Source organism: Roseburia zhanii (assembly GCF_014287635.1).
In the GTDB taxonomy this organism is placed as follows: Bacteria; Bacillota; Clostridia; order Lachnospirales; family Lachnospiraceae; genus Roseburia_B; species Roseburia_B zhanii.
This window is the reverse complement of the sequence record NZ_JACOPH010000010.1, coordinates 1-21,938: the sequence shown is the minus strand read 5'-3', so window position 1 is coordinate 21,938 and position 21,938 is coordinate 1. Positions and strand designations below refer to the sequence as shown.

Sequence of the window (21,938 nt, the reverse complement as noted above, 5' to 3'; positions counted from 1 at the left end):
CTATTCTCCTTTTTTTATCTTCTTTTGTATCTGATGTTCTTTCTGGTGTTCTTTCCATTCTTCCCGCTTGTCACGCAGTTTTTCTCCCAGGCTCTCCCTGTGAAGTTCCTGTGTGATCTCATACATTTTCCGCTTATCTAAGGTATAGTACCGCATGGAGATCAGCGAACAAACCCAGCCTAAAACCGGAATCCCGCAATAGAGAAAGAGTGTGATCCACTTGATCTCTGCTGTCATAGGATCACCGACCTGCGGAAGTCTGCTGTTATATCCCATAATAAACATGACAACTCCAACGAACGCTGTACCAAGTGCCGCAAACACTTTATCCACAAAGGAAAACAACGCTCCCATCAGTCCCGGTACAAATTTACCGCTCCGATACCGCTCATAATCGGAACAGTCTGCGATCATCGGCACGACCATATTATTTGTGATGGACTTACAGCCGTTTAATAATATGTAAATTCCGACAAACCATAACGTGATCCCATTGATCTTTTTCAGTGAAAAACTGATCGTGTTGATATTTTCCTGCATCAGCACAAACAGCATGACCGTCTGGAATACGATCCCTAACGCAGTAAATAAGACCAATGCTTTTTTCTGTCCCATCCGTCGTGCCACCTGTATGCCGGCGCTGACAACAAATAGTGTCGGAATGGCTGTGACCAAACCAATCAGCCCCGATATCCCATAATTTTCCATCATAATCCCATAGAGCATGACACCGACCGTCGTATGCGAATAGACCGTAGCTGCAAATTTATCGGTGCAGGCTGCGATGATCAGCATACGGATCGGTTTATTATGGCATATGATCTCCCAGTAATCACGTACTTTGATCTTAGGCACTTTTGTATGATTTGCCAAAATATCTGCCCTGTCCTTTTTTGCGATCCCGATCATTGCTAAGACCGTACAGATGAAAGACAATCCTACTACCCATAAAACATATTCCTGATAAAGCGCTTCGTTGGTAAACCCGCCATATTTCGGGACTAAATAATTAGCAACAAATACAGCCGTTCCGCCATAAGCTGCCATGATAAATAATGAGTCAAAATAGGTTGATACCGGACGCTGTTTCGGATTGTCTGTAATTACTGCCTGACCGGATTTTGCCACGACTGTCTGACAGGTATAGCCTAAGATAAACAAACCATAGATCAGTACAAAATACACCACCCGGATATAATGATTGACTTCATGTGTCGTAAAGTACAATAAAACCGCACTGACTGCCATAATGATATTTCCGCATAGCATAAAAGGGCGAAATTTACCAAATCGCCCCTTTGTCCTGTCTACCATAAATCCTACGACCGGATCTGTGACTGCATCAAAGACATTTAAGCCTGTTAAAAGTCCAGATACCAAAACCACACCAAAACCTGCCATGGAATTCGCATAATAAGACACATATCCCATCAATGCCAGATATAAATTTGTTGCTGCATTATTCAAAGAAAAAAATCCGATCTGCCAATATTTTGCATTATTATACTGTTTCCCAGATTCCATGTGTTCTCCTTATCCTCTGTCTGGTTAGAGTTTACTGGCATACCAGTAAACTCTAACATTTGCAGGCTTATTTATATTTTGCTTCGCAAAAGAATCCTGCAAACACCTGAATCACTTTCTTACGTACCCAAACAGCAAGTGTTTGGGTACTGTGAAACAGTAACTTCTGATCATTTGTAATCATTCAGATACAAATCTAATGCATGCATGCTTTCTTTTGCCTGATAATACCCTTCGTCATATAGTTCAAGCAGTTTTTTAGGAGAGGACTCCGTACGTCCGACTCTAAGTGTGCTTTTAGGTGCAATAATAAATACCTTACCTTCTTTTTCTGCCTGATACAGTTCCTTCATACACTGATTATATGAAGCAGCACGATTTTCCAAGCTCTCCACAAGATTCGGGTAATGCTTATATAATTTTGCCGCCATCTTAATAGAACGCTCTGTCGTCTTAATATAATTGCGTTCTCTTGTTAAGATCACGATCAGCTTATCACAGCCTTTTTCTAAGGCATGGCGGTAAGGTACCGAATCCGCCACTCCGCCGTCTAAATAATATCTTTTTCCGATCTTGACCGGCTGAAATAAAACCGGAAGTGCACAGCTTGCCACGATCGTCTTAAAATCCGTATCATTGCGGTCAACCGGAAGATACTCTGCCTTGCCGGTACGGATATTCGTAACAACTGCCTCTGCTTCTCCCTGATATGCACGAAAAGCATCAAAATTGAACGGAACCAATTTATTTGGTACTTCCCCAAATACAAATGGGATATTATAGTAAGATTTCATATGCCGGTCAAATAAGTATTTCAGTCCCATATACCGCTTGTCCGGCATATATTTTTCAAATATTTCCCTATTTCTTCCTATCTGGCCGGACAGATAGGATACTCCATAAGCAATTCCTGCCGATACACCTACAAAATAATCCGGCATAATGCCTTCTTCTAAAAAGCAGTCCGTTACGCCACAGGAAAATACTGTCCTGCTCGCACCGCCTTCCATCACAACTCCAAGTTTCATATTGAACGCTCCATTTCAAAAACCCTGTATAAGTCCACAAAATCCCAATTGTGTTCCTATGCAGAGTTTTTTATTTACAGTTTCATATCATTGATATTATCTTTGATAACATCAATACTGAATTTTGTTGTATTATCTCTTAAGTTTGCAGAGAGTGTTAAAAGTCCTGCTGTCTTTTCGGTACATTCTTCTACGATATTGCTAAGTTCGATCATAGAAGCAGATGTCTGCTGTGTACTTGCTGCATTTTCTTCGGAGATTGCTGATAAACTCTCTAACAGTTCTAATACTGCATTCTTTGTATCTCCTAAACCGTCTACCTGTGCAGAAATCTCATGGATCGCCTGACTGACAATATGGATCTCATCATTTAACTGTGCATACATCTTTAATGTATTTTCTAATTTCTCATTCTGCTGTTCGATCGATACCATGACTTCATTCATGGTATGTACACTCTGGTTTGAATTATCCAGTAGTTCGTGGACAACATTTGCGATCTTGTCTGCGGATTCACTACACTGGTCTGCTAAGGTACGGATCTCACCTGCTACAACTGCAAATCCCCTTCCTTGTTCTCCGGCTCTCGCCGCTTCAATACTTGCATTTAAGGAAAGCAGGTTCGTCTGGCTTGCAATACTTGCAATCAGTTCTGTTGCCTCCTGAATCTCCATTGCAGAACGGTTTGTTTCATCTGTCTGTTTCTGTACATCATCCACCGACTGGTTTGTCTTTTTACTGATCTCTAACAGTTCCTCTAAGATTTCATTTGCAGAACTGTTATAATCACTCATTTTCTGTGCACTGTCTGTCAATGCAATGACATTGCCTGCCGTAGCATCAAGTGCATCACCCATGTTAATGACTTCTTCATTAGCTTTCTGGGTATCCCCGGCCTGTTGTGTAGCTCCGTTAGCGATCTCATCGACTGCCGTATTGATATTACTGATCGACTCCTTGATATTATCAAATGATTCTTTAAATTCTCCTGAGAAACTATCCAACTCAGCAGATGCAGTCATAATATTTTTTACAATCTCTTTAAAGGATGATACTAACTTCTGAAGTGACCTTGATACTTCGCCTAACTCGTCATTTCTCTCTAAGACTTTATTCTGTACCATAACATTCAGGGAACCATCAGCCACTTCTTCTAAGTGGTCTACGGTATTGTGCAGTACTTTTCCAATGGAACGCATCAGAAAAGCTATGACTGCCATCACAGCTACTGCGATCACACAAAGCGTTCCTACCATCTTATAGATATTACTGCGTGTCATAGCAGAAACAGTATTCTTGTCGTATCCGACAAACAAACTGCCATAGATTTCACCGGATGCATTTTTGATTGGCATATAATAAGCCAGATAGTTCTTAGAACCGATCTTTAACTTCTGGTCATAGTCAGCTTCCCCTGCCTTTAACTTTTCATATACAGTTTCAGAGATCGACTGACCTTTCATGCTTTTTCCATCAGCATCCGACATTGTCGTTGCACCACGGACATTTCCTACAACAATAGAAACTTCAATGCCTGTGTTCTCTTTAAATTCTGTTAAGACATTTTCATTTGCCGTCACGTCATAATCGCCTTTATATAAGGTACCGTTTTCATAACGGTAATCACCATCGGACAGTCCATCCATGATCTGTCCAAATGAATATTCTGCACTCTCTAACTGTTCCTTCATCAGGATATCCGATACTCCATTCATTCCGCTGACACCTATCAGACAACCTAAGAGCACTAATGCTGCCATCGGTATTGCGACTACTACAGAGATCTTTCCCATTAACTGTAGTCCTTTTTTCTTTTTTGCTTCCATACGTAAGTTCCCCTTTCTTCTGTACTTTAAGCACTACTATATTGATAACTATGCAGTACACTCATAGTTATATCATTCTTTTTTGTCAAAAGGTATCAGTATCAGTTTTACGCCTTCTACTGCTGCTACCGTTGCAAGTTCTCCTGGCTCTAAAGTCACATCATCCTGCTGCATCCTCGCCGTCCATTCCTGTCCATTTAATACAGCTGTTCCTGTTCCGGCAATATTATCTACACGTTCTGTGATCCTGACGGTCTTATCCACAGCATTTTCATAATTTGTACGCAGCTTGTGCGGTGTCATCCATTTTAATGCGATCGGTCTTGTAAAATATAAAAGCACCAGTGATACAACAAAAAATACCGTCCACTGTCCAAACGCTCCGACACCCAGTGCACAGAGTACCATCGCTGCTAATGCTCCTGCAGCAAACCAGATGGTTGTAAGTCCCACGGTTGCAGCTTCTGCCAACAGCAGTATGATCATAATTCCTAACCAGATAAATACGGTCATGGGCAACTCCTTCTTTCCTTCTTATATTACAGAATCAACATCATCCTACTTCATATATATGATACACGAATTGCTCCGTTGCTGTGCAACTCCCACAATCCTACACATAATTTTAACAGCTTTCCTACACAATTTCAACTTTTCTCAGGCAATTGTGCCAATATGATTGCCGCAAACATAATGATGCACCCTGCGATTTCTCCTGCCGATAATACCTGCCCTAAAATGATCCAGCCTGCGATTGCAGATACGACTGATTCTAAACTCATGATCAGGGATGCAATGGTTGGATTCATGCCCTTTTGTCCTACGATCTGAAGCGTATATGCAACACCACAGGATAAGATTCCAGCATAGAGGATCGGTGCCCATGCCGTAAAAATATCCGTCCATGACGGTTTTTCAAACAGAAACATCACAATAGCTGATAGCATTCCACAAACTAAGAACTGTATACAGGATAATTTCACGCCGTCTGTTTTCTGTGTAAAATGATCCACCACCATAATATGGATTGAAAATGTCAAAGCACCCAGTAAAAGTAAAATGTCGCCAAATTCAATCTTTAACATACCGCTTTTCATGCAGAGCAGATACAGTCCGATGACCGCTAAAAATACCGCTAAACAGATCTTTTTTCCCGGCTTTCTTCCTATAAAAATACCAAGCACCGGTACAAGTATGATATAAAGTGCTGTCAAAAATCCGGATTTCCCCACGCTTGCATACATAATTCCAAACTGCTGTAGATTCGATGCCACACAGATCACGATCCCGCAGAGGATACCACCTACAAGCAGTTCTTTTCTATCTTTCTGCGTTTCTACAGACGTTTTTTCTACTTGCTTTTCTGTATTTTTAAACTTTCCAAGCATCCAGATACACGGCACTAAAAATACACTTCCGATCAGAGAACGGATGGCAGTGAATGTAAACGGACCGACATAGTCCATGCCAACACTCTGTGCTACAAAAGCACAGCCCCAGATCGTTGCCGTGATCAGCAATAAAATAGAATTTCTAACTTGTAACTTTTTCATTAGTGATCTCCTCATTTTTCCATCTGTAACTATTTGACTTTCCGAAATTTGTTGAAATCACCTACAATCTCTTTTATACACCAGACTAATGTATCAAATGCACCTGCTTTATAAAAATTGATAAGCAGCATCCCCACCGGTACTGCAATGATCATTCCTAATACCCCTGCAAACTGATAACCGATATACATGAAAAACAGTGCTGCAAATGGATTCATGCCAACGGATTCCCCGATTAGTTTCGGCTGTATCAGCTGATGGACAAGTAACGATACCACATATAAAACGATCATGCCGGCCGCCGTCCCATAAGCACCGGAAAATAGTTTTACGGCTGCCCAGGGCACTAATACTGTTCCTGTTCCAAAAACCGGCAGCATATCCAAAAAGGCTATTCCAAACCCGATCAGCCATGCATAATCTACTTTAAGCAGTACTAACCCTACCGTGATCACCACATAGATCACGATCATGATCTTAAACTGTGCTTTAAAATATCCGCCGACTGCCGTTAAGATCTGACTGTACATCTGCATTGTTTTTTTCCGGAAAGATTCCGGCAGATGTGCGGTGATCAATTCCGCTAATTTATCCCTGTCTGCAATAAAGAAGTATGTCGCTAAAAGCCCCATAACAACGCTTACTAACACATTTGGGATACTTTTTGCAAATCCGCTGAGTGCCATGATCGTCGGCGAATCTCCACCCGATACAAGAGAACCGAATACATTTTTTAATTCCACGCCCCATTCACGGATATCTACATTATGCAGAAACGGTATTTTGTCAATCGCATTCTGCACACCGTCGATAGCAGAAGTGATCTCGCTTTGTGCATTTACAGTCATTGTCGGCAGATAATCAAAAAAACCTTTTAAGCCTGCGACTAAAGCCGCACCGGCACCATAACACAGCAGTACAATAACTGCAATGACTGCGATTATGATCAAAACCGTACCATATTTACGCTTCATTTTGATCTTATTTTCTAAAAAACGTACCATCGGATTTGCAATCAATGATAAGATAAATCCAACTACAAACGGCATAAAGAAAACCAGCACCCTCGGCAGTAAAAAAACGGCTGCTAAAAGTAAAACCGCTGCATAAGCCAGATTACAGAAAATTTTCCAGTATTTTGTTGACTGTTTCATTATTTTTACCACTCTTCTTTCTTATTGATCTAATGATTTTCTATTGTATCTGTATCTATTTTACGTGTCAATGCAAACGCCTGTAAGTTAATATTTTTTTAATTTATCAAACTTTGGTTTACAATCCACCCAAAATCAGATACGATAGAACTGCCGGGGAAAACTCTCCGGCATACCAGACAATAAAAATATACTCTCGGAATTCTTCGTTTAAAAGATTCCGAGAGTACATAAAAAAAGGAAAGACGGGTAATATCTATGAAAAACAAAAATTTTTTCTGGGGAGTGATCTTCATCCTCGCAGCAGCTTTTGTACTGCTCAGTAATTTAGGTTACTTCGAAGATATCCACATTACAAAAATCATTATTGCACTGCTTCTTGTTTACATAATGTTAAAAAACATCCCCGTACGGGAGTTCTTTGGCGTACTGTTACCACTTGCTGTCATCCTGATCATGTATGATGAAGAACTTCATCTGACTTCCGTTTCGCCATTTCCACTGCTTGCAGCTGCAGTATTAGGCAGTATCGGTCTTACTTTCCTATTTCCGAAAAAGCCTCTTTTTCAGCCGGAAGAACCCGTGAAACCAAATGATAATGCTTCTGGTGAGCGTATGACCGGCTCTGATGTCAACTGCAATGTTTCTTTTGCCGGAAGTACAAAATATATCAATGCTGCCGCTTTTAAAAGAGCTTACTTAAAATGCAGTTTCGGTTCTTTAAAGGTCTACTTTGACCACACCACAATTGCCGGCGAGTCTGCTGAAATCTTTGTAGAGAATTCTTTTGGTGAAACTGTTTTATTCCTGCCAAAAGACTGGAATGTGAACGTATCTGTCACTACTTCATTCGGAGATATTGCAGAAATCCATAAACTATCCATTCCTGCTGATGCGGTTCCAAAGGTAACTGTTCGGGGAAATATCAATTTTGGAGACTGTAAAATCTACTATATTTAAATTACGCAGCATCTATCGAGAACGAGATTGGAAAGATCCCACATTCCGATAACGCATGGGCAAGCCATAATGGCATTGTTTCCGGAATCTTTATCTCCATGAGTTTTTCTCCCTGCTCTAATAAAGGTATTCCGAAACTGCCTTCCCGAAGATCAAGCTGTTCTTTTCCAAAATAAGCCATTCTTTCATAAGAAAGGTAGACTGCCGGCTTTAATCCATATTTTTCGATTGCATATTCTAATTCACTCTGCATCTGCACTTCGTTTAACAGATACTTTTTCTCATATCACTTAAAAGTTTCCTGTGGGATCATTGTCCTCCTCCTTCTTACAGATTTCAGAGCCCCCTGCTCACTGTAATTTTTTCCCTTCACTATGGATTCTAGCAGGTCTATGTGACGGCTGCATGAAGAATTTACATATTTTTTACATAGGCATTCTTCTATATTAAGAAATAATTAACTATTTCCGAGGTAAATATTAAGCAATTAAACCGACAAACTTCATATTTTCACGATAAAATAAATACCAGTTTATAAGTAAAAAATGGAGGATTCAGATTATTATGAAGTTACATGTTACAAATAAGAAAAAAACCACCTTTCTGATCGCAGGTATTGTTCTGCTGCTTGTTATCATAATTGTAGTCGTTTCCCTGATGCGTAAAGGAAAAGCGGCTTCTACCGATACTGTCGCAGAAGAAGCCTATCAGACGACTCCGCTTGAAAAACAGGATGTCACTAAAGAGATCGGTCTAAGCGGTACACTTGACAGTGCCCACAGCGAAAGTGTTTCTTCTACCTTAGAAGGAGTAAAAGTAAAAGAAGTCTGCGTACAGGTCGGTGATACTGTAAATGAAGGCGATGTCCTGTTCCGCTTTGACAGCAGTGAGATCGAGCAGAAATTAGAAGCTGCCAAAAAGGCTTTAGCAAATGAACAGGCAGCCAACGCTGCTGAAATTGCAAGCAATGAAAGAAACTATGCTGATGCACAGACAACGCAGAATGTAGAATCCGGACGGAGTGACCAGTCAGTCAATCAGGCAGCTGACGCTTATAACGCTGCTGTTTCCTCAAAAGCCACTGCAGAAAGTGCTTACCAGTCTGCTGTTTCTGACCGGAAATCACAGGAAAAAGCTGTAAAGAAAGCAAAAGAAGCTGCTGCTAATGCAAAAAAAGATGAAAAGAGTGCAAAGAAAAGCCTAGAAGAAGCCCAAAAGAGCGGTGATGAGCAGGCAATCGCATCTGCACAGGCTGCTTATGATGCTGCTGCCAGCCAGAAGAAACAGGCAGACAAATCATTAGAAAGTGCACAGGCAACACTTGCTTCTTTAAAAGCTGCAGAGGCAGAACGCCAGTCACAGGTAACTTCCGCCGGTGATGTCGTAAACTCCGCTTCGAGCAGTCTGCAGCAGGCACAAAACGACAGAGATGACAGCAATCGGAGCAATGCAAAAAGTGTTGCAGACAGCAAAGATACACTTGATAATGCCAGACGTTCCAGTTCCGCCGACAGCCAGTCCGGCCAGGACGTAAAAAGCTATGAGGAGCAATTAGAACAATGTACCGTAAAAGCTGCCAGCAGCGGTGTTATCACAACTGTCAGTGCAAAAGTCGGTGATACCTATAATAACGGTGTCTTAGCAACGATACAGGATGAAAAAAATTATGTAGTAACGGCAATGGTCGATCAATATGATATCAGTGATATCACAAAAGATATGAAAGCACTGATCAAGACAGATACGACCGGTGAAGAAGAAATGAACGGAACAGTTACTTTTGTTTCTCCGGTTCCAGCTTCCATGGCTGCAAGTTCTGACAATTCTGACTCCTCATCAGGTTCTTCCGGCAATGGATATGAAATCCGTATTACTGTAGACAATCCAAGTGAACGTTTAAGAATCGGTATGACTGCCAAAGTCACGCTGATACAGGAAGAAGTAAAAAATGTATTTGCTGTACCGGATGACTGCATCAGTGAAGACGAAGATGGCAATTCTGCCATTCAGATATTAGAAAATGGAGAACCACGCAGCATTACTGTAACCACAGGTCTAAAAACAGATTACTACACAGAGATCTCCTCTGACGAACTGGCCGAAGGCATGAATGTCATCATTCCTGATGTAACCGAAATGGACGATATGTCAGGCATGGACGACAGTGTGAGCTATTCTGTTTACTAGGAGGAACCATGGAAAAAGTAATCATCAATCTTGAACATATTGTCAAACGTTTTTATGTTGGCAAACCAAATGAACTTGAGATCTTACATGGAATAGATCTAAAAGTATATGAAGGGGAATTTGTATCGATCGTCGGTGCATCCGGTTCCGGTAAAACAACACTGATGAACCTGATCGGCATTCTTGACCGTCCCACAGAGGGAGAATATTTCTTAGATGATGTCGATGTCTGCCATGCACCGGACAGGGAGCTTTCCCATATCCGTAACAAGAAGATCGGTTTTGTATTTCAGACATATAATCTGATCTCTAGGACTTCTGCCTTAAAAAATGTCGAATTACCTATGCTTTATGCCGGAATCGACCGAAAGACCAGACGGGCACGCGCAAAAGAACTTTTGCAATTAGTAGACATGGAAGAACGTATGCAGCATACACCGGATGAGCTTTCCGGTGGTCAGAAACAACGAGTTGCGATCGCAAGGGCACTTGTCAACCACCCTGCGATCCTGCTTGCTGACGAACCAACCGGAGCGCTTGATTCTGTTACAGGCCGTAAGATCATGGATTTGTTCCATAAACTCCACAAAGAACAGGGCATCACCATTGTTCTGATCACGCACTCAAATGAACTTGCCGAAGAAACACAGCGTATCATCACTTTAAAAGACGGAGAAATCATTGGAGAAAGGAAAGGAAGCATATCATGCTGTTAAAAGAAAATATATTACTTGCACTGGCAGGTCTGAAAGCAAATAAGATGCGTTCATTCCTTACGATGCTCGGTATTATTATCGGAATCGCATCCGTAATCGCAATTATGACGGTCGGTGATGCCGTAAACAATTCCGTCACCTCGTCTATGGGCGATATCGGTGCTAACAATATTGAACTGTATTTAGGTTATCGTGATGATCTCGATTTTAATCAGGATCTTCCGGCTATGGAAGGTAAAGACTGCATTTCCACTGATATGATCGAAGAAATGTTAAAAAAATATTCAGATGAGATCAAAGCCGTTTCCTTACAGGTTTCTGTCGGTGACGGAAAAGCCACAGAAGGAAAAGATTATGCCAATGTCAGTATCATTGGTGCAAATACCGGATTTTTACTGGATAAAAAATTAAACATAGTTGCAGGAAGAAATTTAGCAAAAAAAGATCAGGAAAATGGGAAAAAAGTTGCTGTTATCTCCGACCGTTATGTAGAAAATATGTTTAACGGTGATGCACAATCCGCACTCGGACAGCTGATCGATATTAAAGTAGATAACCGGTACTATACTTATACTGTAGTGGGTGTCTATGAATACAGTGAGTCACAGGACGGTTTTTCGAAAACCGGCGGAAAAGATATTACGACGAACTGTTATATCCCCTACAAAACAGGTGTCAAACAAAGCCATGCTGAGGAAACCCTTACCGACTTTACGATCATTGCCAAAGAAGGGGCAGATTCCCAAAGTCTGTCTAATGAAATTGCGAACTATTTTAACCAGAGATATTATAAAGACAGTGAATATTTTCAGGTAAGCACTTACAGTATGGATGCTATGCTTTCTGAGCTTACAAGCATGATCTCGACGATCAAATTAGCAGTTGCAGCCATTGCCGGAATTTCGCTTTTAGTTGGTGGTATCGGTGTTATGAACATTATGATTGTTTCCATCACAGAGCGTACCAGAGAGATCGGTACAAGAAAAGCCTTAGGTGCAACGAACGGATCTATCCGCCTGCAGTTTATCACCGAAGCTGTTGTGATCTGTATGATCGGTGGATTTATCGGAGTCCTTATCGGAATCGCACTTGGTATGGTTGCTGTACATTTCATGGGTTACAGCGGAACTGCTTCTATCGGCAGCATTACCTTCTGTGTTGCATTCTCTATGGCATTCGGTATCTTCTTTGGATATTATCCAGCCAGCCGTGCTGCAAAATTAAATCCGATCGAAGCATTGCGGTATGAGTAAATTTTTATACAATATATCCTAAGAAATGGCGGGAGCTGCCACACAGTTCCCGCCATTTAATGCACATTCGGAATCCGCCTATTTTGAAGGGAAATCTCTACTTCCTCATGTGTATCATTTTATATTATCATTCCGCAATAGAAAACTCACCCGTCAGAAGATCCTCATATGTTTCCGGTTTTTTTGCCATAAACAGGGAACCGTCTTTCCGGATGATAATCACACCTGCCATCGGTCTTCCATTGTAACGGCTCATCATGGAAGTACCATAAGCACCCGTTTCTAACATTGCAATATAATCTCCGACGGTAACCGATTCCGGCATCATACGAAAATCCGGCAAGTCTTTATGTCCGTCATAGTCCATCCACACGTCACCCGACTCGCATAACGGGCCTGCAATTTTAACAGGATACATATGTGGTTCTGTAATCTTATTTGCACATACCATCGGGAAATACCAATGATAATTTTTCACTTCTGACATAACATTCAATCCGGCATCTAACATGATCCAGTTTTCATTCATTGCTCTGCGGTATTTCTTATTTTCCACACGGCTGACCATCACAAATGCATCTCCGACGATCTTGCGTCCCGGTTCTAACAGTAATTCACAGTCTTTAAATATTCCATCATACGCATGAAGTTTTCCTGCAACCGCTTCTGCGATCTCGTCTGTTGTCAGCACACCACGAAGCATCTGATAGATCGATGGCTGCATATACTGGCTTGCCGTCGCATCTATAAAATACGGGATTGGCAGTCCTCCACCTATATCTATGATCTCCGGCAAAAACTGCATCTCTTTATAGATATTTGCGGCAAACTCCAAAAGTACCTGTAAAGACTCCAAAAAAGATGTAAGATGATATGTCTGTGTCCCGATATGGAAATGAAATCCCCGCACACACACCCACTTCTCATGTTCTTTTGCATAGTGAAGCATTGCCGGAACATCTTCTAGCATCGTTCCGAATTTACATTCATGTGTACCGGTTTCCACTCCTTTTGCAACTCCACTCGCCACATCCGGCACAATCCTAAGCAGGACATTTGCCTGCTTTTTACATGCCATGGCTGTTTCTACGATCCGCTCTAATTCAAATGGAGAATCGACGTTGATCGCCTTGATCTCATTTACGATCGCAGATTCTATCTCTTTTTCTGTTTTTGCCACACCATTGAATATGATATTTTTTCCTGCAAATCCGGCACGCATACCCTTATACAGTTCCCCACCGGAATTGACCTCTAAACTACCGCCTGCCATATGGACGATCTCTAATGTTGCAAGCGATGTTTCTGCTTTTGCTGCATAATGCACCGTCGTGTTGGCATGATATTTTTGGAATGCCTGCTGCACTTCTCTGACATTATCCTCGATCCGCTGTTCGGAACCGATGTATAGTGGTGTACCGTAATGACCGGCAATTTCTACGATGTCCCTGCCGTCCATGTGCAGGTGGTTGTTTTTTATGGATAGCTGCGGGATATTGTTTATGTTCATGTTCTATTGCTCCTTGGGTGGTGTATTTGAATATGCATTAAAAACTTGTGATAACGTCAAAAAACTCATTTATATTTGAACCTCTACGCCCTAATTTTTCCCAATTCCAGATCATATTGACTTTCATTGCATCAATATAATGATACTCCGTATCTCCCTCGCAAAAAACTTTAAAATGTTTTTCTATCTTGCGTATTTTTCTACTCAACAGCAGTTCCCCCTAAAATACCCTTCATATAAAATTCATATATTTTTGTAGTTTCATAACGGATCTCTGGAAAATCAGCCAGTGAATATAACTCTGATTCAAGATTTTCCGCATCTTTTGTTATAAAATAAATCTGTTCCTTCATATAGTTCTTTAAATTCAGATGTAAAACATTATGTGTTGTAAAAATAAACTGTCCATAATGTTTTTTCCCATTGATAAATGCAATGACTCTATCCGATAGTACCGGATTTAAGACTCTATCCATCTCATCTGCAAAAACAACCTTATTCTCATAAATAACTTTAAATATCTGAACTGCCCATGCAAAAAACTCTCTGACCCCACTAGAATCATGTCCTATCTCTCGTGAAAAAATACTTCCATCTTTCTTTTTTCTTATTACTATCGTTTTAGAAAATGGCTTTTCTTCATCCACTTTAATCTCTCTGATACTGTAATCAATCATTCGAAATATTTCTAAATATCTTGCATCATTTAATATTCTAAGATCTTCTTCTTCATTACGCATGGATTTATATAGATCATAATTGATCACATTTGTTTCTGGGCAAAGATCATGTTTTATCCATTCAGTAAATCGAATGGCGTGTTCACTTCCCAATATTGCTAATTTTGTAATAAACAATCCAATATTCTTTTGATTTTGTGTGGCATTCTTCAATGGTTCTTCTAAATCTGAATCAAATTCTTCAATTTGTAATTCATAAGTACCTGATGTACTTGGCTTGCATCTGGAACTTTCTTTACATTCAGCTTCATTACACTTATAATCTAATTCTGTTCGGCTGACTGATAATATCTGTTGATATTTTTGCTTATACCCTTTTTTATAACTTAGTACTTCCTTTACTATACCTGTAAAATCTATTTCCAAATGATATAAGTAAAAACAATCCCCATTTACCAGAACTTCAATTTCAAATTTTGAACACGTATTAAAACATCTTGGACAGTTTCCCTCAATATTATTAATATTTATCAGTCCTTTAAAGGTTCTAGCCTCATTATCTTTAAAAAGCGATTTAAAATAGTCCAGACTCCTAACAAAATTAGACTTTCCACCTGCATTTTCCCCTACAATCACAGCCGTTTTTAATATCTCACTTCCATTTTCTGCAGAAATATAATTATTAGGAAATCTATTTTTTACTTTTGTCTTTGGAGCTAACATCGAAAATTCGACTTCATCACGAAATGACAGAAAATTTTCAAATTTATAATTCAATACCATAGTATACCTCCAAACCAGTTTTTTGTTTTACCCAAGTCATATATTACAGTATTATGCTTTAATTTTCAATGCCTAAACATTTTATTGTTTTATATTGAGCTTATCCTATTTATGACCTATTTATGATAAATTATACATATCCTGACTGAATATGCATAAATCAACAAATTTGCATTTTTTCATGGTTTGGATCTATTTGATCTATCATTTAATATCACATACAAATCAGCATGTTCCTCAAGCCCTCTTCCAGATATCCGTCGGTTTTGCATTCTCTGTGACATATGCTTTTTTGTAATAATCTTCCCCTTCTGCAAAGTCTCTTTCCGAAAAATTCAATTTCAATTCTTCTGTGATCTTATGGCAGAGCCTTCTTCCTTTTTGAATCCTTTTATCTAAATCGACAGATGTCACAGTCGAAAGATTCAAATAAGTGATCACTGCATCTGCTAACAAAATGGCGATTCCTTTCTGTCCGGTATCATATGCCCAGTAGATCAGCCCGCTTCTCACACGCATAAACTTTCTTCCTAAAATCGTTTCTGCAACATCCACTCTCTGCTCCGGTGTCATCGGACTTTTGATCCTTGAAAGGGCATCTAACATGATATTCAACTTTTCATGATCATGAAATTCTTTTGCAATCTCATACATTCTGCGAAAGAGCCTGTAATCTCCGGTTCTTTTGATTTCCATGGAAAGCATCTGCAGCTTTTCATTTTTCCAGACTTCTTCCTGTGCCTTTTGCAGTCCTAACTGCCGGTACTCAATATATCCCGAATAATCATTTGTACACATCAAAAAATATGAACAATCCGAATTTAAATAGATTTCTTTGGCTTCATGCGTTGTCATATGTATCTCTCCCGATTTTACATGTAAAATAATTTAGGTGTCTGCTTCATTGCTGATGCAGACACCTCGTATGATTCTGTACTGAATTAACCAAAAATCCATCTAAATAACTCATCTAATATAGTTAAAGCGACTATACTGTACATGACACCCTCCTCTATTTATCACCTGTTTCAAAGCTACATAAATAGAGTAGATGTTCATATTTCTCTGCACTAGGATAACACCCTAAACGGTCACTTTTCCCCCTAAGCGGTCATATTTTTTATCGGTAATGTAAGTACCACACAGAAAAATCCTTCTTTTTGACACCACTGAAATCTTCCCTCATTCCTTTCTATGGTTTCTTTCACATTCACCATACCAATTCCATGATTTTTCTTATCACTCTTTTCTGATTTTGGCAGACCATTTCTGCCAATCACAATATCTGTATATATGGAATTTTTGATTTTATATTCCACATACTGTTTTCCCTTTGTGATTTCTACTTTTACTGCCGCCTCTTGTATCGGATTTTCTATAATTTCTTCTACTGCATTCTGAAAGACATTGGCAAATATTGTACATATATCAATGTCTTCCATGGCAAGTTCAACCGGATACTTTCCATGAATTTCTATATCTACACTCTCCGGCAGCATTCCTAAAAAATAATTCATGATCGTATCGACCATTTCATTTCCAGTTACATAATAGGTATTTTGGATTCGTTTAAACCCACCTAAAATATCTTCTACATATTTTCTGGCATTCTCCACTTGATCGTTCTTAAGAACTTCCTGCAAATATACCAGATGATTCACCATATCATGTCTATATTTTCTGGTTTCACTTTCTTTTTTCAAAAGCTGTTTATAATAGTTTACCTGCGATTCTTTCATTAACTGCTCTGTTTTAAGTAAACGTTCCATGCGTTCATGAGTATTTTTAATATATACAACAAAAACAATCAATAAGAATATTCCACAACAAATTACAATATCTAATATATTGCAGAACATTTTAAAATTTGTATCTTTAAGTAAGGTTTTTGTATAATTCAAAGCTGTTAAACAGGTCATCATTGAAAACACGATAATACCCAATACAAAATAAATCATCGAGTTTATATGTATCTTTTCATTTTTTACTATTTTCAACTTAATCTGATTTAGCAACAGCGTCCCAATCCCTGCACAACACTTAATTTTCAAGTAATTTATGTTAATGCGGTATGCACTCTGAAACACAACGAATTCTTTACAAATATATGCAAAAACTTCTTCTACACACATCAATAACAGGAGTGTCAAAATAATACGCACTCCTTTTTCCAGCACTCTGCCCTCAACAGTCAAAAACGTAACTGCGATCACTACCAAAGACACCAGCACATTCTTCCCCGATGCATCCACCGCCATCACCCCGATCAGCACCGGCAATACCAGCCCTACAAACATCCATACCTTCGTCTTTAACTGAACCTCAAATAAAATCCGCAATCCCAACTGATAACAAAACAGTTCCACTGCATAAATTCCACAAAGTATTAAAATCTGCATATTCCACCTCAACGATATTTCAAGTCAAATTCCATGTATGCCTGTTCGAACTCCTTCTTTCTTCTCCTTGAAACAGGCAGTTTCACATCTTTCATCTGGATCTGCCCATTTTTGTAAGAACGGATATGCGCCATATTCACAATATATTTTCTGTGCACACGAAAAAAGAGTCTGTTATCAAGCTGGCTTTCTAGCTCTCTTAAAGAAGTTTCACTTCTCAGCATCTTGTCCCTGACTCTGTATTCACACGCACTATCATAGGTGATAATATATTGAATTTCACTTTGATGAACTTCATAGATATTCCGATTAAGATACAATAAAATACTCCTGCTTCCTAATATCTTTTTCATGCAGGCATCTAATGCTTCTTCCACCTCTTTCTGATCAAATGGTTTGACAATAAAACGAAAAGCCTCAATGAAAAAGGCTTCTTTCATCCTCTCGACCATACAGGTTGCCATTATGATCCGACAGACACTATTTTTCTTCCGTATCTGTCTGCCTGTTTCGATCCCATCTAAATTTGGCATTTCAATATCTAAGAAAACAATATCCATTTTCTCTGCATCAGCGAGCATTTCGATTCCTGACGTATAAATATACAATTTATATTCTATTTTTCTCCTTTCACAGTACTCACGTACATAATTTTGTAACACAAGAGTCTGTTCTACTACATCATCACAAATGGCTATCTGTAACATACATTCTCCTTATTTATCATCTGTAAAGTATTTCAAAAAGCCAGACAATTACAGATTAATTATATCACCGCAGGGTTTTTCTATTATTTTCCATGTTCGATTTGCACATAATATACTCATTCTGCGTATAAAATAAGAGTTTTATTGTAATTTGCTATTATAATCCAAAAAAGACATCTGCACCCACAAACATAATGTCTGTGAATACCGATGTCCTTCCATACGGTTGATTCCTTATACCTGTTTAAAACGTTTTACTTCATTTCCCAATTTAACAGAGATATCCTGATTATGATCTGTTTCTGTCTGGATCTGTGACATAGCGTTGACAAGTGTTGCTGTATCATTGGCTACCTGCGTGACGGCATTTGCACTCTCATCTACCGTAACGGAAATGTTACGGATACCGCTGTCCATCTCTGTCATGGTATTTGCGATTGTAGATGCTTTCTTTGCAAAATCCATCAGAATCAGGTTCATTTCATCTGCATCATTCTGATACTGGTCTGCCACATCCACAAAACCATCATAATCTTTCATTACATGCTCTGAGATAAACTGTATCATCTTCTCTGCATTGCCTGCAAGTGCATCAACCGCACCTGTTACCATGTTGCTGATATTCTGGATATCATTTGCGGTATCTCTGCTGTTATCTGCAAGGTTACGGATCTCGTCTGCTACAACTGCAAATCCTTTTCCTGCTTCACCTGCCCTTGCCGCTTCGATCGATGCATTCAATGCTAACAGATTTGTCTGACTTGCAATATCTAAGATATTTCCGGTCAGCTCGTTGATCTTTTCTACATTTTTACTTTCTTCCACAGATGCATTTAATACTCTGCTGATCTCCTCAAATATAGCCGTAGTCTTTTCCTTGCTGTCTATCGTCTGTGTATGCAGTTCCTCAGCATGTCCTTTGATGGAAGCGATCGTTTCTGCACCATTGTCTGCCCGTGTACTGATGTCCTGAATACTGCCTAAAATCTCTGTTGTTCCTGCTGCGATATGTTCTACTGTAGCAGAAATCTCCTCCATACTTGCTGCTAATTCTTCCATTGCAGAAGAAATACTCAGTGCACTCTGGTTTGAATCGCTGACCTGCGAGGATACTTCCGATACTGACTGCAGTATGTTTGCTGACTCTTCCTGTACCTTTAACATCAATCCCTGTAACTGTGCGATAAATTCATTGACCCCATTTGCCATCTGACCAATCTCATCCTTAGATCGTACTGCAAGTCTTTGTGTCAGATCCCCTTCGTCATTTTCTATTTTATCCACCATTTCGCCTAAATGCCTGCTGGCATCTTGTGCAGGCTTCGTTATTGTCTGCCGGATAACGATCAGTATTACCACATAGATCATGATTGCAACAACGATCAAAATGATATTGAACAGCACCGTCCCTTCGATCCGGATACCTATCCTATCTAACAGATAGTCCGTACTCTCCTGCACTGCTGCCAGATCTGCCGCATCACCACCGCTCCCTGCGGTTTTTATCGTTTCCACATTCTGTACAATCCCTACTTTGTACTGATTTATCTTGTTTAATGCCCCCAAATCCAATACACAAATCAAGATCATAAACACACCTAATAACGTGATCCATGCCGTGATCTTCTTACCGATACTTTTTCTCATATCACTTCTCCTTTACACAAGTATGAACGTTCTCTTACTATTATCACACGTTTTTTTTGATTATGCAAGAAATAACCCGGGATTTTTGATAACTATTCTGCCATATTATAATGACGGCATTAAATGATGTCTTTTTCGGCCGTATTCCGCCTCCGAAAAAAACTGCACCCGGAATATGTTCCGGATGCAGTCCATATGTGAACACTTTTTAATGTTTGCTTAGAAATCCACTTCTGTATCATAGTAACAGCATTTCAACAGTTTCTCCATCTCCTCCTGACTCGGCTGACGAGGATTCGAACCTGTACAGGCATCTAAGATCGCATTAGCTGCAATCTCTGGCAGTCTTTCTAAGAATACATCTTCCGGTACAAATCCCTGTTCTGCCGGATAGCTGTCTGCACCATAATTCTTAATACAGTGCGGGATCTTAAGATCATCATTCATCTTTCTAAGATAATCGATCAATAATGTTACTTTTTCATCTAAGCTATTGCCGCCTAATCCCATGAAATCTGCAATATCGCCATAACGTTTCTTTGCTGTTTCATCTTTTGCATTAAATGCGATAACTTTCGGCAGATACATTGCATTTGCTGCGCCATGTATAATATGTGCGCCATGATCTGCAAACGCTGCACCGGTCTTATGTGCCATGGAATGTACAATTCCAAGCAGGGCATTTGAGAATGCCATACCAGCTAAACACTGTGCATTATGCATTGCATCTCTCTTAGCCATATCTCCGTTATATGAATCGACAAGATCATTCTGGATCATCTTGATCGCATGTAATGCTAACGGATCTGTAAAGTCACAATTAGCAGTAGATACATATGCTTCGATCGCATGTGTCATTGCATCCATTCCGGTATGCGCTACTAATTTCTGCGGCATGGTTTCTGCTAAGTCAGGATCAACGATCGCAACGTCCGGTGTGATCTCAAAGTCTGCAATCGGATATTTGATACCTTTCTCATAATCTGTAATGATAGAGAATGCAGTTACTTCTGTAGCTGTTCCCGATGTAGAAGAAATCGCACAGAAATGTGCTTTCTTTCTTAAGCTCGGTATACCAAATACCTTGCACATATCTTCAAAGGTAATATCCGGATATTCATATTTGATCCACATTGCCTTTGCTGCATCGATCGGTGAACCACCGCCCATTGCAATGATCCAGTCCGGTTCAAAGCGGAGCATTGCTTCTGCACCCTTCATCACTGTTTCTACAGATGGGTCCGGCTCGATCCCCTCAAACAATTCTACTTCCATACCTGCTTCTTTTAAATAGTCTACTGCACGGTCTAAAAATCCGAACCGTTTCATAGAACCACCGCCAACACATATCATGGCTTTCTTACCCTGAAATGATTTTAAAGCCTCAAGTGCACCTTTTCCGTGATAGAGATCACGCGGTAATGTAAATCTTGCCATTGGAAACTACCTCCTTTAATCTTCCTTGTATTGTTATATTGTCTGATTCTATACAATATGTATGTTTATATTGTATAACAAGAATAGGTTAAAGTAAATCTTTTCCGTTATTTTTCATAATTTTTTAACAATTTCAGAATAATTTCAGAATAATTTCAGAATATTTCTTATGAGCAGGCTTTCTCTAAGATTTCATTTAATGCATTTCCGCTGCTTGTATGGCATCTTACAATATCTGCATTGCACTTCTCTGCTTCGGCAACTGCACAGCGAACCATTTTATGTGAAACGGTGTTCGTAAATAAAATGATCAGATCCGGTGAACCGATCTGACTGCTTAAATTTGCAGACATCTGTGTAAACACTTTTGCCTTGCATTTGAACTCTTTACAGATTTTTTTATATTGGCAGACCATCCTGTCATGCCCTCCTACGATAACAACACTCATATCTGTCCTCCCATAATAATCTTTGTTTTTCTCTTGTTAACTCGCTTTTTCTCATATTTTCATTTCTTCATAGAGATATTTTCTAAGTCTATGTCATTCCCCTTGGCCATAAATCATGGATATTC

General features: G+C 39.5%; 20 protein-coding genes. 4 read left to right on the top strand and 16 right to left on the bottom strand.

Going from position 1 to position 21,938, the window contains the following annotated elements; all coding sequences use genetic code 11:
• The 6 genes from H8S17_RS11260 to ytvI all read right to left on the bottom strand — a co-directional run bounded on the left by H8S17_RS11260 (position 1) and on the right by ytvI (position 7,085).
• Complete coding sequence (locus H8S17_RS11260) at positions 1-1,524, bottom strand: MFS transporter (protein ID WP_178050268.1); 1,524 nt, start codon at positions 1,522-1,524, stop codon at positions 1-3.
• A gap of 170 nt (positions 1,525-1,694) precedes the next feature.
• Positions 1,695-2,552 (bottom strand): patatin-like phospholipase family protein, encoded by an 858-nt coding sequence (locus H8S17_RS11255; protein ID WP_186867387.1) that lies wholly within the window; start codon positions 2,550-2,552, stop codon positions 1,695-1,697.
• A 74-nt stretch (positions 2,553-2,626) separates the two neighbouring features.
• Complete coding sequence (locus H8S17_RS11250; RefSeq protein WP_186867386.1) at positions 2,627-4,378, bottom strand: methyl-accepting chemotaxis protein; 1,752 nt, start codon at positions 4,376-4,378, stop codon at positions 2,627-2,629.
• A gap of 72 nt (positions 4,379-4,450) precedes the next feature.
• On the bottom strand, positions 4,451-4,891 hold the full coding sequence (locus tag H8S17_RS11245; RefSeq protein WP_186867385.1) for an NfeD family protein: 441 nt from the start codon (positions 4,889-4,891) through the stop codon (positions 4,451-4,453).
• Positions 4,892-5,025: 134 nt separating this feature from the next.
• The gene (locus tag H8S17_RS11240) at positions 5,026-5,931 is read right to left on the bottom strand and encodes a DMT family transporter (RefSeq protein ID WP_186867384.1); all 906 of its coding nucleotides are present in this window, start codon (positions 5,929-5,931) and stop codon (positions 5,026-5,028) included.
• A gap of 29 nt (positions 5,932-5,960) precedes the next feature.
• On the bottom strand, positions 5,961-7,085 hold the full coding sequence (gene ytvI / locus H8S17_RS11235; protein ID WP_186867383.1) for a sporulation integral membrane protein YtvI: 1,125 nt from the start codon (positions 7,083-7,085) through the stop codon (positions 5,961-5,963).
• Between the two features lie 258 nt (positions 7,086-7,343).
• Between ytvI and H8S17_RS11230 the strand changes: the two genes are divergently transcribed.
• Positions 7,344-8,045: a LiaF transmembrane domain-containing protein gene (locus H8S17_RS11230; RefSeq protein ID WP_186867382.1), complete on the top strand. Its 702-nt coding sequence runs from the start codon at positions 7,344-7,346 to the stop codon at positions 8,043-8,045.
• Position 8,046: 1 nt separating this feature from the next.
• Here H8S17_RS11230 and H8S17_RS11225 read toward each other — a convergent pair whose 3' ends face one another.
• Positions 8,047-8,298: a VTC domain-containing protein gene (locus tag H8S17_RS11225; RefSeq protein ID WP_186867381.1), complete on the bottom strand. Its 252-nt coding sequence runs from the start codon at positions 8,296-8,298 to the stop codon at positions 8,047-8,049.
• A 311-nt stretch (positions 8,299-8,609) separates the two neighbouring features.
• Between H8S17_RS11225 and H8S17_RS11220 the strand changes: the two genes are divergently transcribed.
• Genes H8S17_RS11220 through H8S17_RS11210 form a run of 3 tightly spaced genes read left to right on the top strand, consistent with a single transcriptional unit; the run spans position 8,610 to position 12,201 of the window.
• The gene (locus tag H8S17_RS11220) at positions 8,610-10,232 is read left to right on the top strand and encodes an efflux RND transporter periplasmic adaptor subunit (RefSeq protein WP_186867380.1); all 1,623 of its coding nucleotides are present in this window, start codon (positions 8,610-8,612) and stop codon (positions 10,230-10,232) included.
• A gap of 8 nt (positions 10,233-10,240) precedes the next feature.
• On the top strand, positions 10,241-10,948 hold the full coding sequence (locus H8S17_RS11215) for an ABC transporter ATP-binding protein (RefSeq protein WP_207723408.1): 708 nt from the start codon (positions 10,241-10,243) through the stop codon (positions 10,946-10,948).
• Positions 10,939-12,201, top strand: coding sequence for an ABC transporter permease (locus tag H8S17_RS11210; protein WP_186867379.1), 1,263 nt, complete (start codon positions 10,939-10,941; stop codon positions 12,199-12,201). Before H8S17_RS11215 ends, H8S17_RS11210 begins: the two co-directional genes overlap by 10 nt.
• 127 nt (positions 12,202-12,328) lie before the next feature.
• On the opposite strand, the gene lysA is transcribed toward H8S17_RS11210, so the two are convergent.
• The 9 genes from lysA to H8S17_RS11165 all read right to left on the bottom strand — a co-directional run bounded on the left by lysA (position 12,329) and on the right by H8S17_RS11165 (position 21,813).
• Positions 12,329-13,711 (bottom strand): diaminopimelate decarboxylase, encoded by a 1,383-nt coding sequence (lysA, locus tag H8S17_RS11205; protein ID WP_186867378.1) that lies wholly within the window; start codon positions 13,709-13,711, stop codon positions 12,329-12,331.
• 37 nt (positions 13,712-13,748) lie between these two features.
• Complete coding sequence (locus H8S17_RS11200; protein WP_186867377.1) at positions 13,749-13,919, bottom strand: hypothetical protein; 171 nt, start codon at positions 13,917-13,919, stop codon at positions 13,749-13,751.
• Positions 13,912-15,174 (bottom strand): AAA family ATPase, encoded by a 1,263-nt coding sequence (locus tag H8S17_RS11195; RefSeq protein ID WP_186867376.1) that lies wholly within the window; start codon positions 15,172-15,174, stop codon positions 13,912-13,914. The genes H8S17_RS11200 and H8S17_RS11195 overlap by 8 nt, the downstream gene beginning before the upstream one ends.
• A gap of 237 nt (positions 15,175-15,411) precedes the next feature.
• Positions 15,412-16,029: a hypothetical protein gene (locus H8S17_RS11190; protein ID WP_186867375.1), complete on the bottom strand. Its 618-nt coding sequence runs from the start codon at positions 16,027-16,029 to the stop codon at positions 15,412-15,414.
• A gap of 248 nt (positions 16,030-16,277) precedes the next feature.
• Positions 16,278-17,573: a GHKL domain-containing protein gene (locus H8S17_RS11185; RefSeq protein WP_186867374.1), complete on the bottom strand. Its 1,296-nt coding sequence runs from the start codon at positions 17,571-17,573 to the stop codon at positions 16,278-16,280.
• 8 nt (positions 17,574-17,581) lie between these two features.
• Positions 17,582-18,280, bottom strand: a complete 699-nt coding sequence (locus H8S17_RS11180; protein ID WP_186867373.1) for a LytR/AlgR family response regulator transcription factor — start codon at positions 18,278-18,280, stop codon at positions 17,582-17,584.
• Between the two features lie 234 nt (positions 18,281-18,514).
• Positions 18,515-19,927 (bottom strand): methyl-accepting chemotaxis protein, encoded by a 1,413-nt coding sequence (locus H8S17_RS11175; RefSeq protein ID WP_178050283.1) that lies wholly within the window; start codon positions 19,925-19,927, stop codon positions 18,515-18,517.
• A gap of 219 nt (positions 19,928-20,146) precedes the next feature.
• Positions 20,147-21,364, bottom strand: coding sequence for an iron-containing alcohol dehydrogenase (locus tag H8S17_RS11170; protein WP_178050284.1), 1,218 nt, complete (start codon positions 21,362-21,364; stop codon positions 20,147-20,149).
• A 167-nt stretch (positions 21,365-21,531) separates the two neighbouring features.
• Positions 21,532-21,813 (bottom strand): DUF2325 domain-containing protein, encoded by a 282-nt coding sequence (locus H8S17_RS11165; protein ID WP_178050285.1) that lies wholly within the window; start codon positions 21,811-21,813, stop codon positions 21,532-21,534.
• Between the last annotated feature and the right edge of the window lie 125 nt (positions 21,814-21,938).

Coding starts and splice junctions, on each gene's coding strand:
- H8S17_RS11260 (WP_178050268.1), bottom strand. CDS start 1,524: ATGGAATCTGGGAAACAGTATAATAATGCAAAATATTGGCAGATCGGA.
- H8S17_RS11255 (WP_186867387.1), bottom strand. CDS start 2,552: ATGAAACTTGGAGTTGTGATGGAAGGCGGTGCGAGCAGGACAGTATTT.
- H8S17_RS11250 (WP_186867386.1), bottom strand. CDS start 4,378: ATGGAAGCAAAAAAGAAAAAAGGACTACAGTTAATGGGAAAGATCTCT.
- H8S17_RS11245 (WP_186867385.1), bottom strand. CDS start 4,891: ATGACCGTATTTATCTGGTTAGGAATTATGATCATACTGCTGTTGGCA.
- H8S17_RS11240 (WP_186867384.1), bottom strand. CDS start 5,931: ATGAAAAAGTTACAAGTTAGAAATTCTATTTTATTGCTGATCACGGCA.
- ytvI (WP_186867383.1), bottom strand. CDS start 7,085: ATGAAACAGTCAACAAAATACTGGAAAATTTTCTGTAATCTGGCTTAT.
- H8S17_RS11230 (WP_186867382.1), top strand. CDS start 7,344: ATGAAAAACAAAAATTTTTTCTGGGGAGTGATCTTCATCCTCGCAGCA.
- H8S17_RS11225 (WP_186867381.1), bottom strand. CDS start 8,298: ATGCAGAGTGAATTAGAATATGCAATCGAAAAATATGGATTAAAGCCG.
- H8S17_RS11220 (WP_186867380.1), top strand. CDS start 8,610: ATGAAGTTACATGTTACAAATAAGAAAAAAACCACCTTTCTGATCGCA.
- H8S17_RS11215 (WP_207723408.1), top strand. CDS start 10,241: ATGGAAAAAGTAATCATCAATCTTGAACATATTGTCAAACGTTTTTAT.
- H8S17_RS11210 (WP_186867379.1), top strand. CDS start 10,939: ATGCTGTTAAAAGAAAATATATTACTTGCACTGGCAGGTCTGAAAGCA.
- lysA (WP_186867378.1), bottom strand. CDS start 13,711: ATGAACATAAACAATATCCCGCAGCTATCCATAAAAAACAACCACCTG.
- H8S17_RS11195 (WP_186867376.1), bottom strand. CDS start 15,174: ATGGTATTGAATTATAAATTTGAAAATTTTCTGTCATTTCGTGATGAA.
- H8S17_RS11190 (WP_186867375.1), bottom strand. CDS start 16,029: ATGACAACGCATGAAGCCAAAGAAATCTATTTAAATTCGGATTGTTCA.
- H8S17_RS11185 (WP_186867374.1), bottom strand. CDS start 17,573: ATGCAGATTTTAATACTTTGTGGAATTTATGCAGTGGAACTGTTTTGT.
- H8S17_RS11180 (WP_186867373.1), bottom strand. CDS start 18,280: ATGTTACAGATAGCCATTTGTGATGATGTAGTAGAACAGACTCTTGTG.
- H8S17_RS11175 (WP_178050283.1), bottom strand. CDS start 19,927: ATGAGAAAAAGTATCGGTAAGAAGATCACGGCATGGATCACGTTATTA.
- H8S17_RS11170 (WP_178050284.1), bottom strand. CDS start 21,364: ATGGCAAGATTTACATTACCGCGTGATCTCTATCACGGAAAAGGTGCA.
- H8S17_RS11165 (WP_178050285.1), bottom strand. CDS start 21,813: ATGAGTGTTGTTATCGTAGGAGGGCATGACAGGATGGTCTGCCAATAT.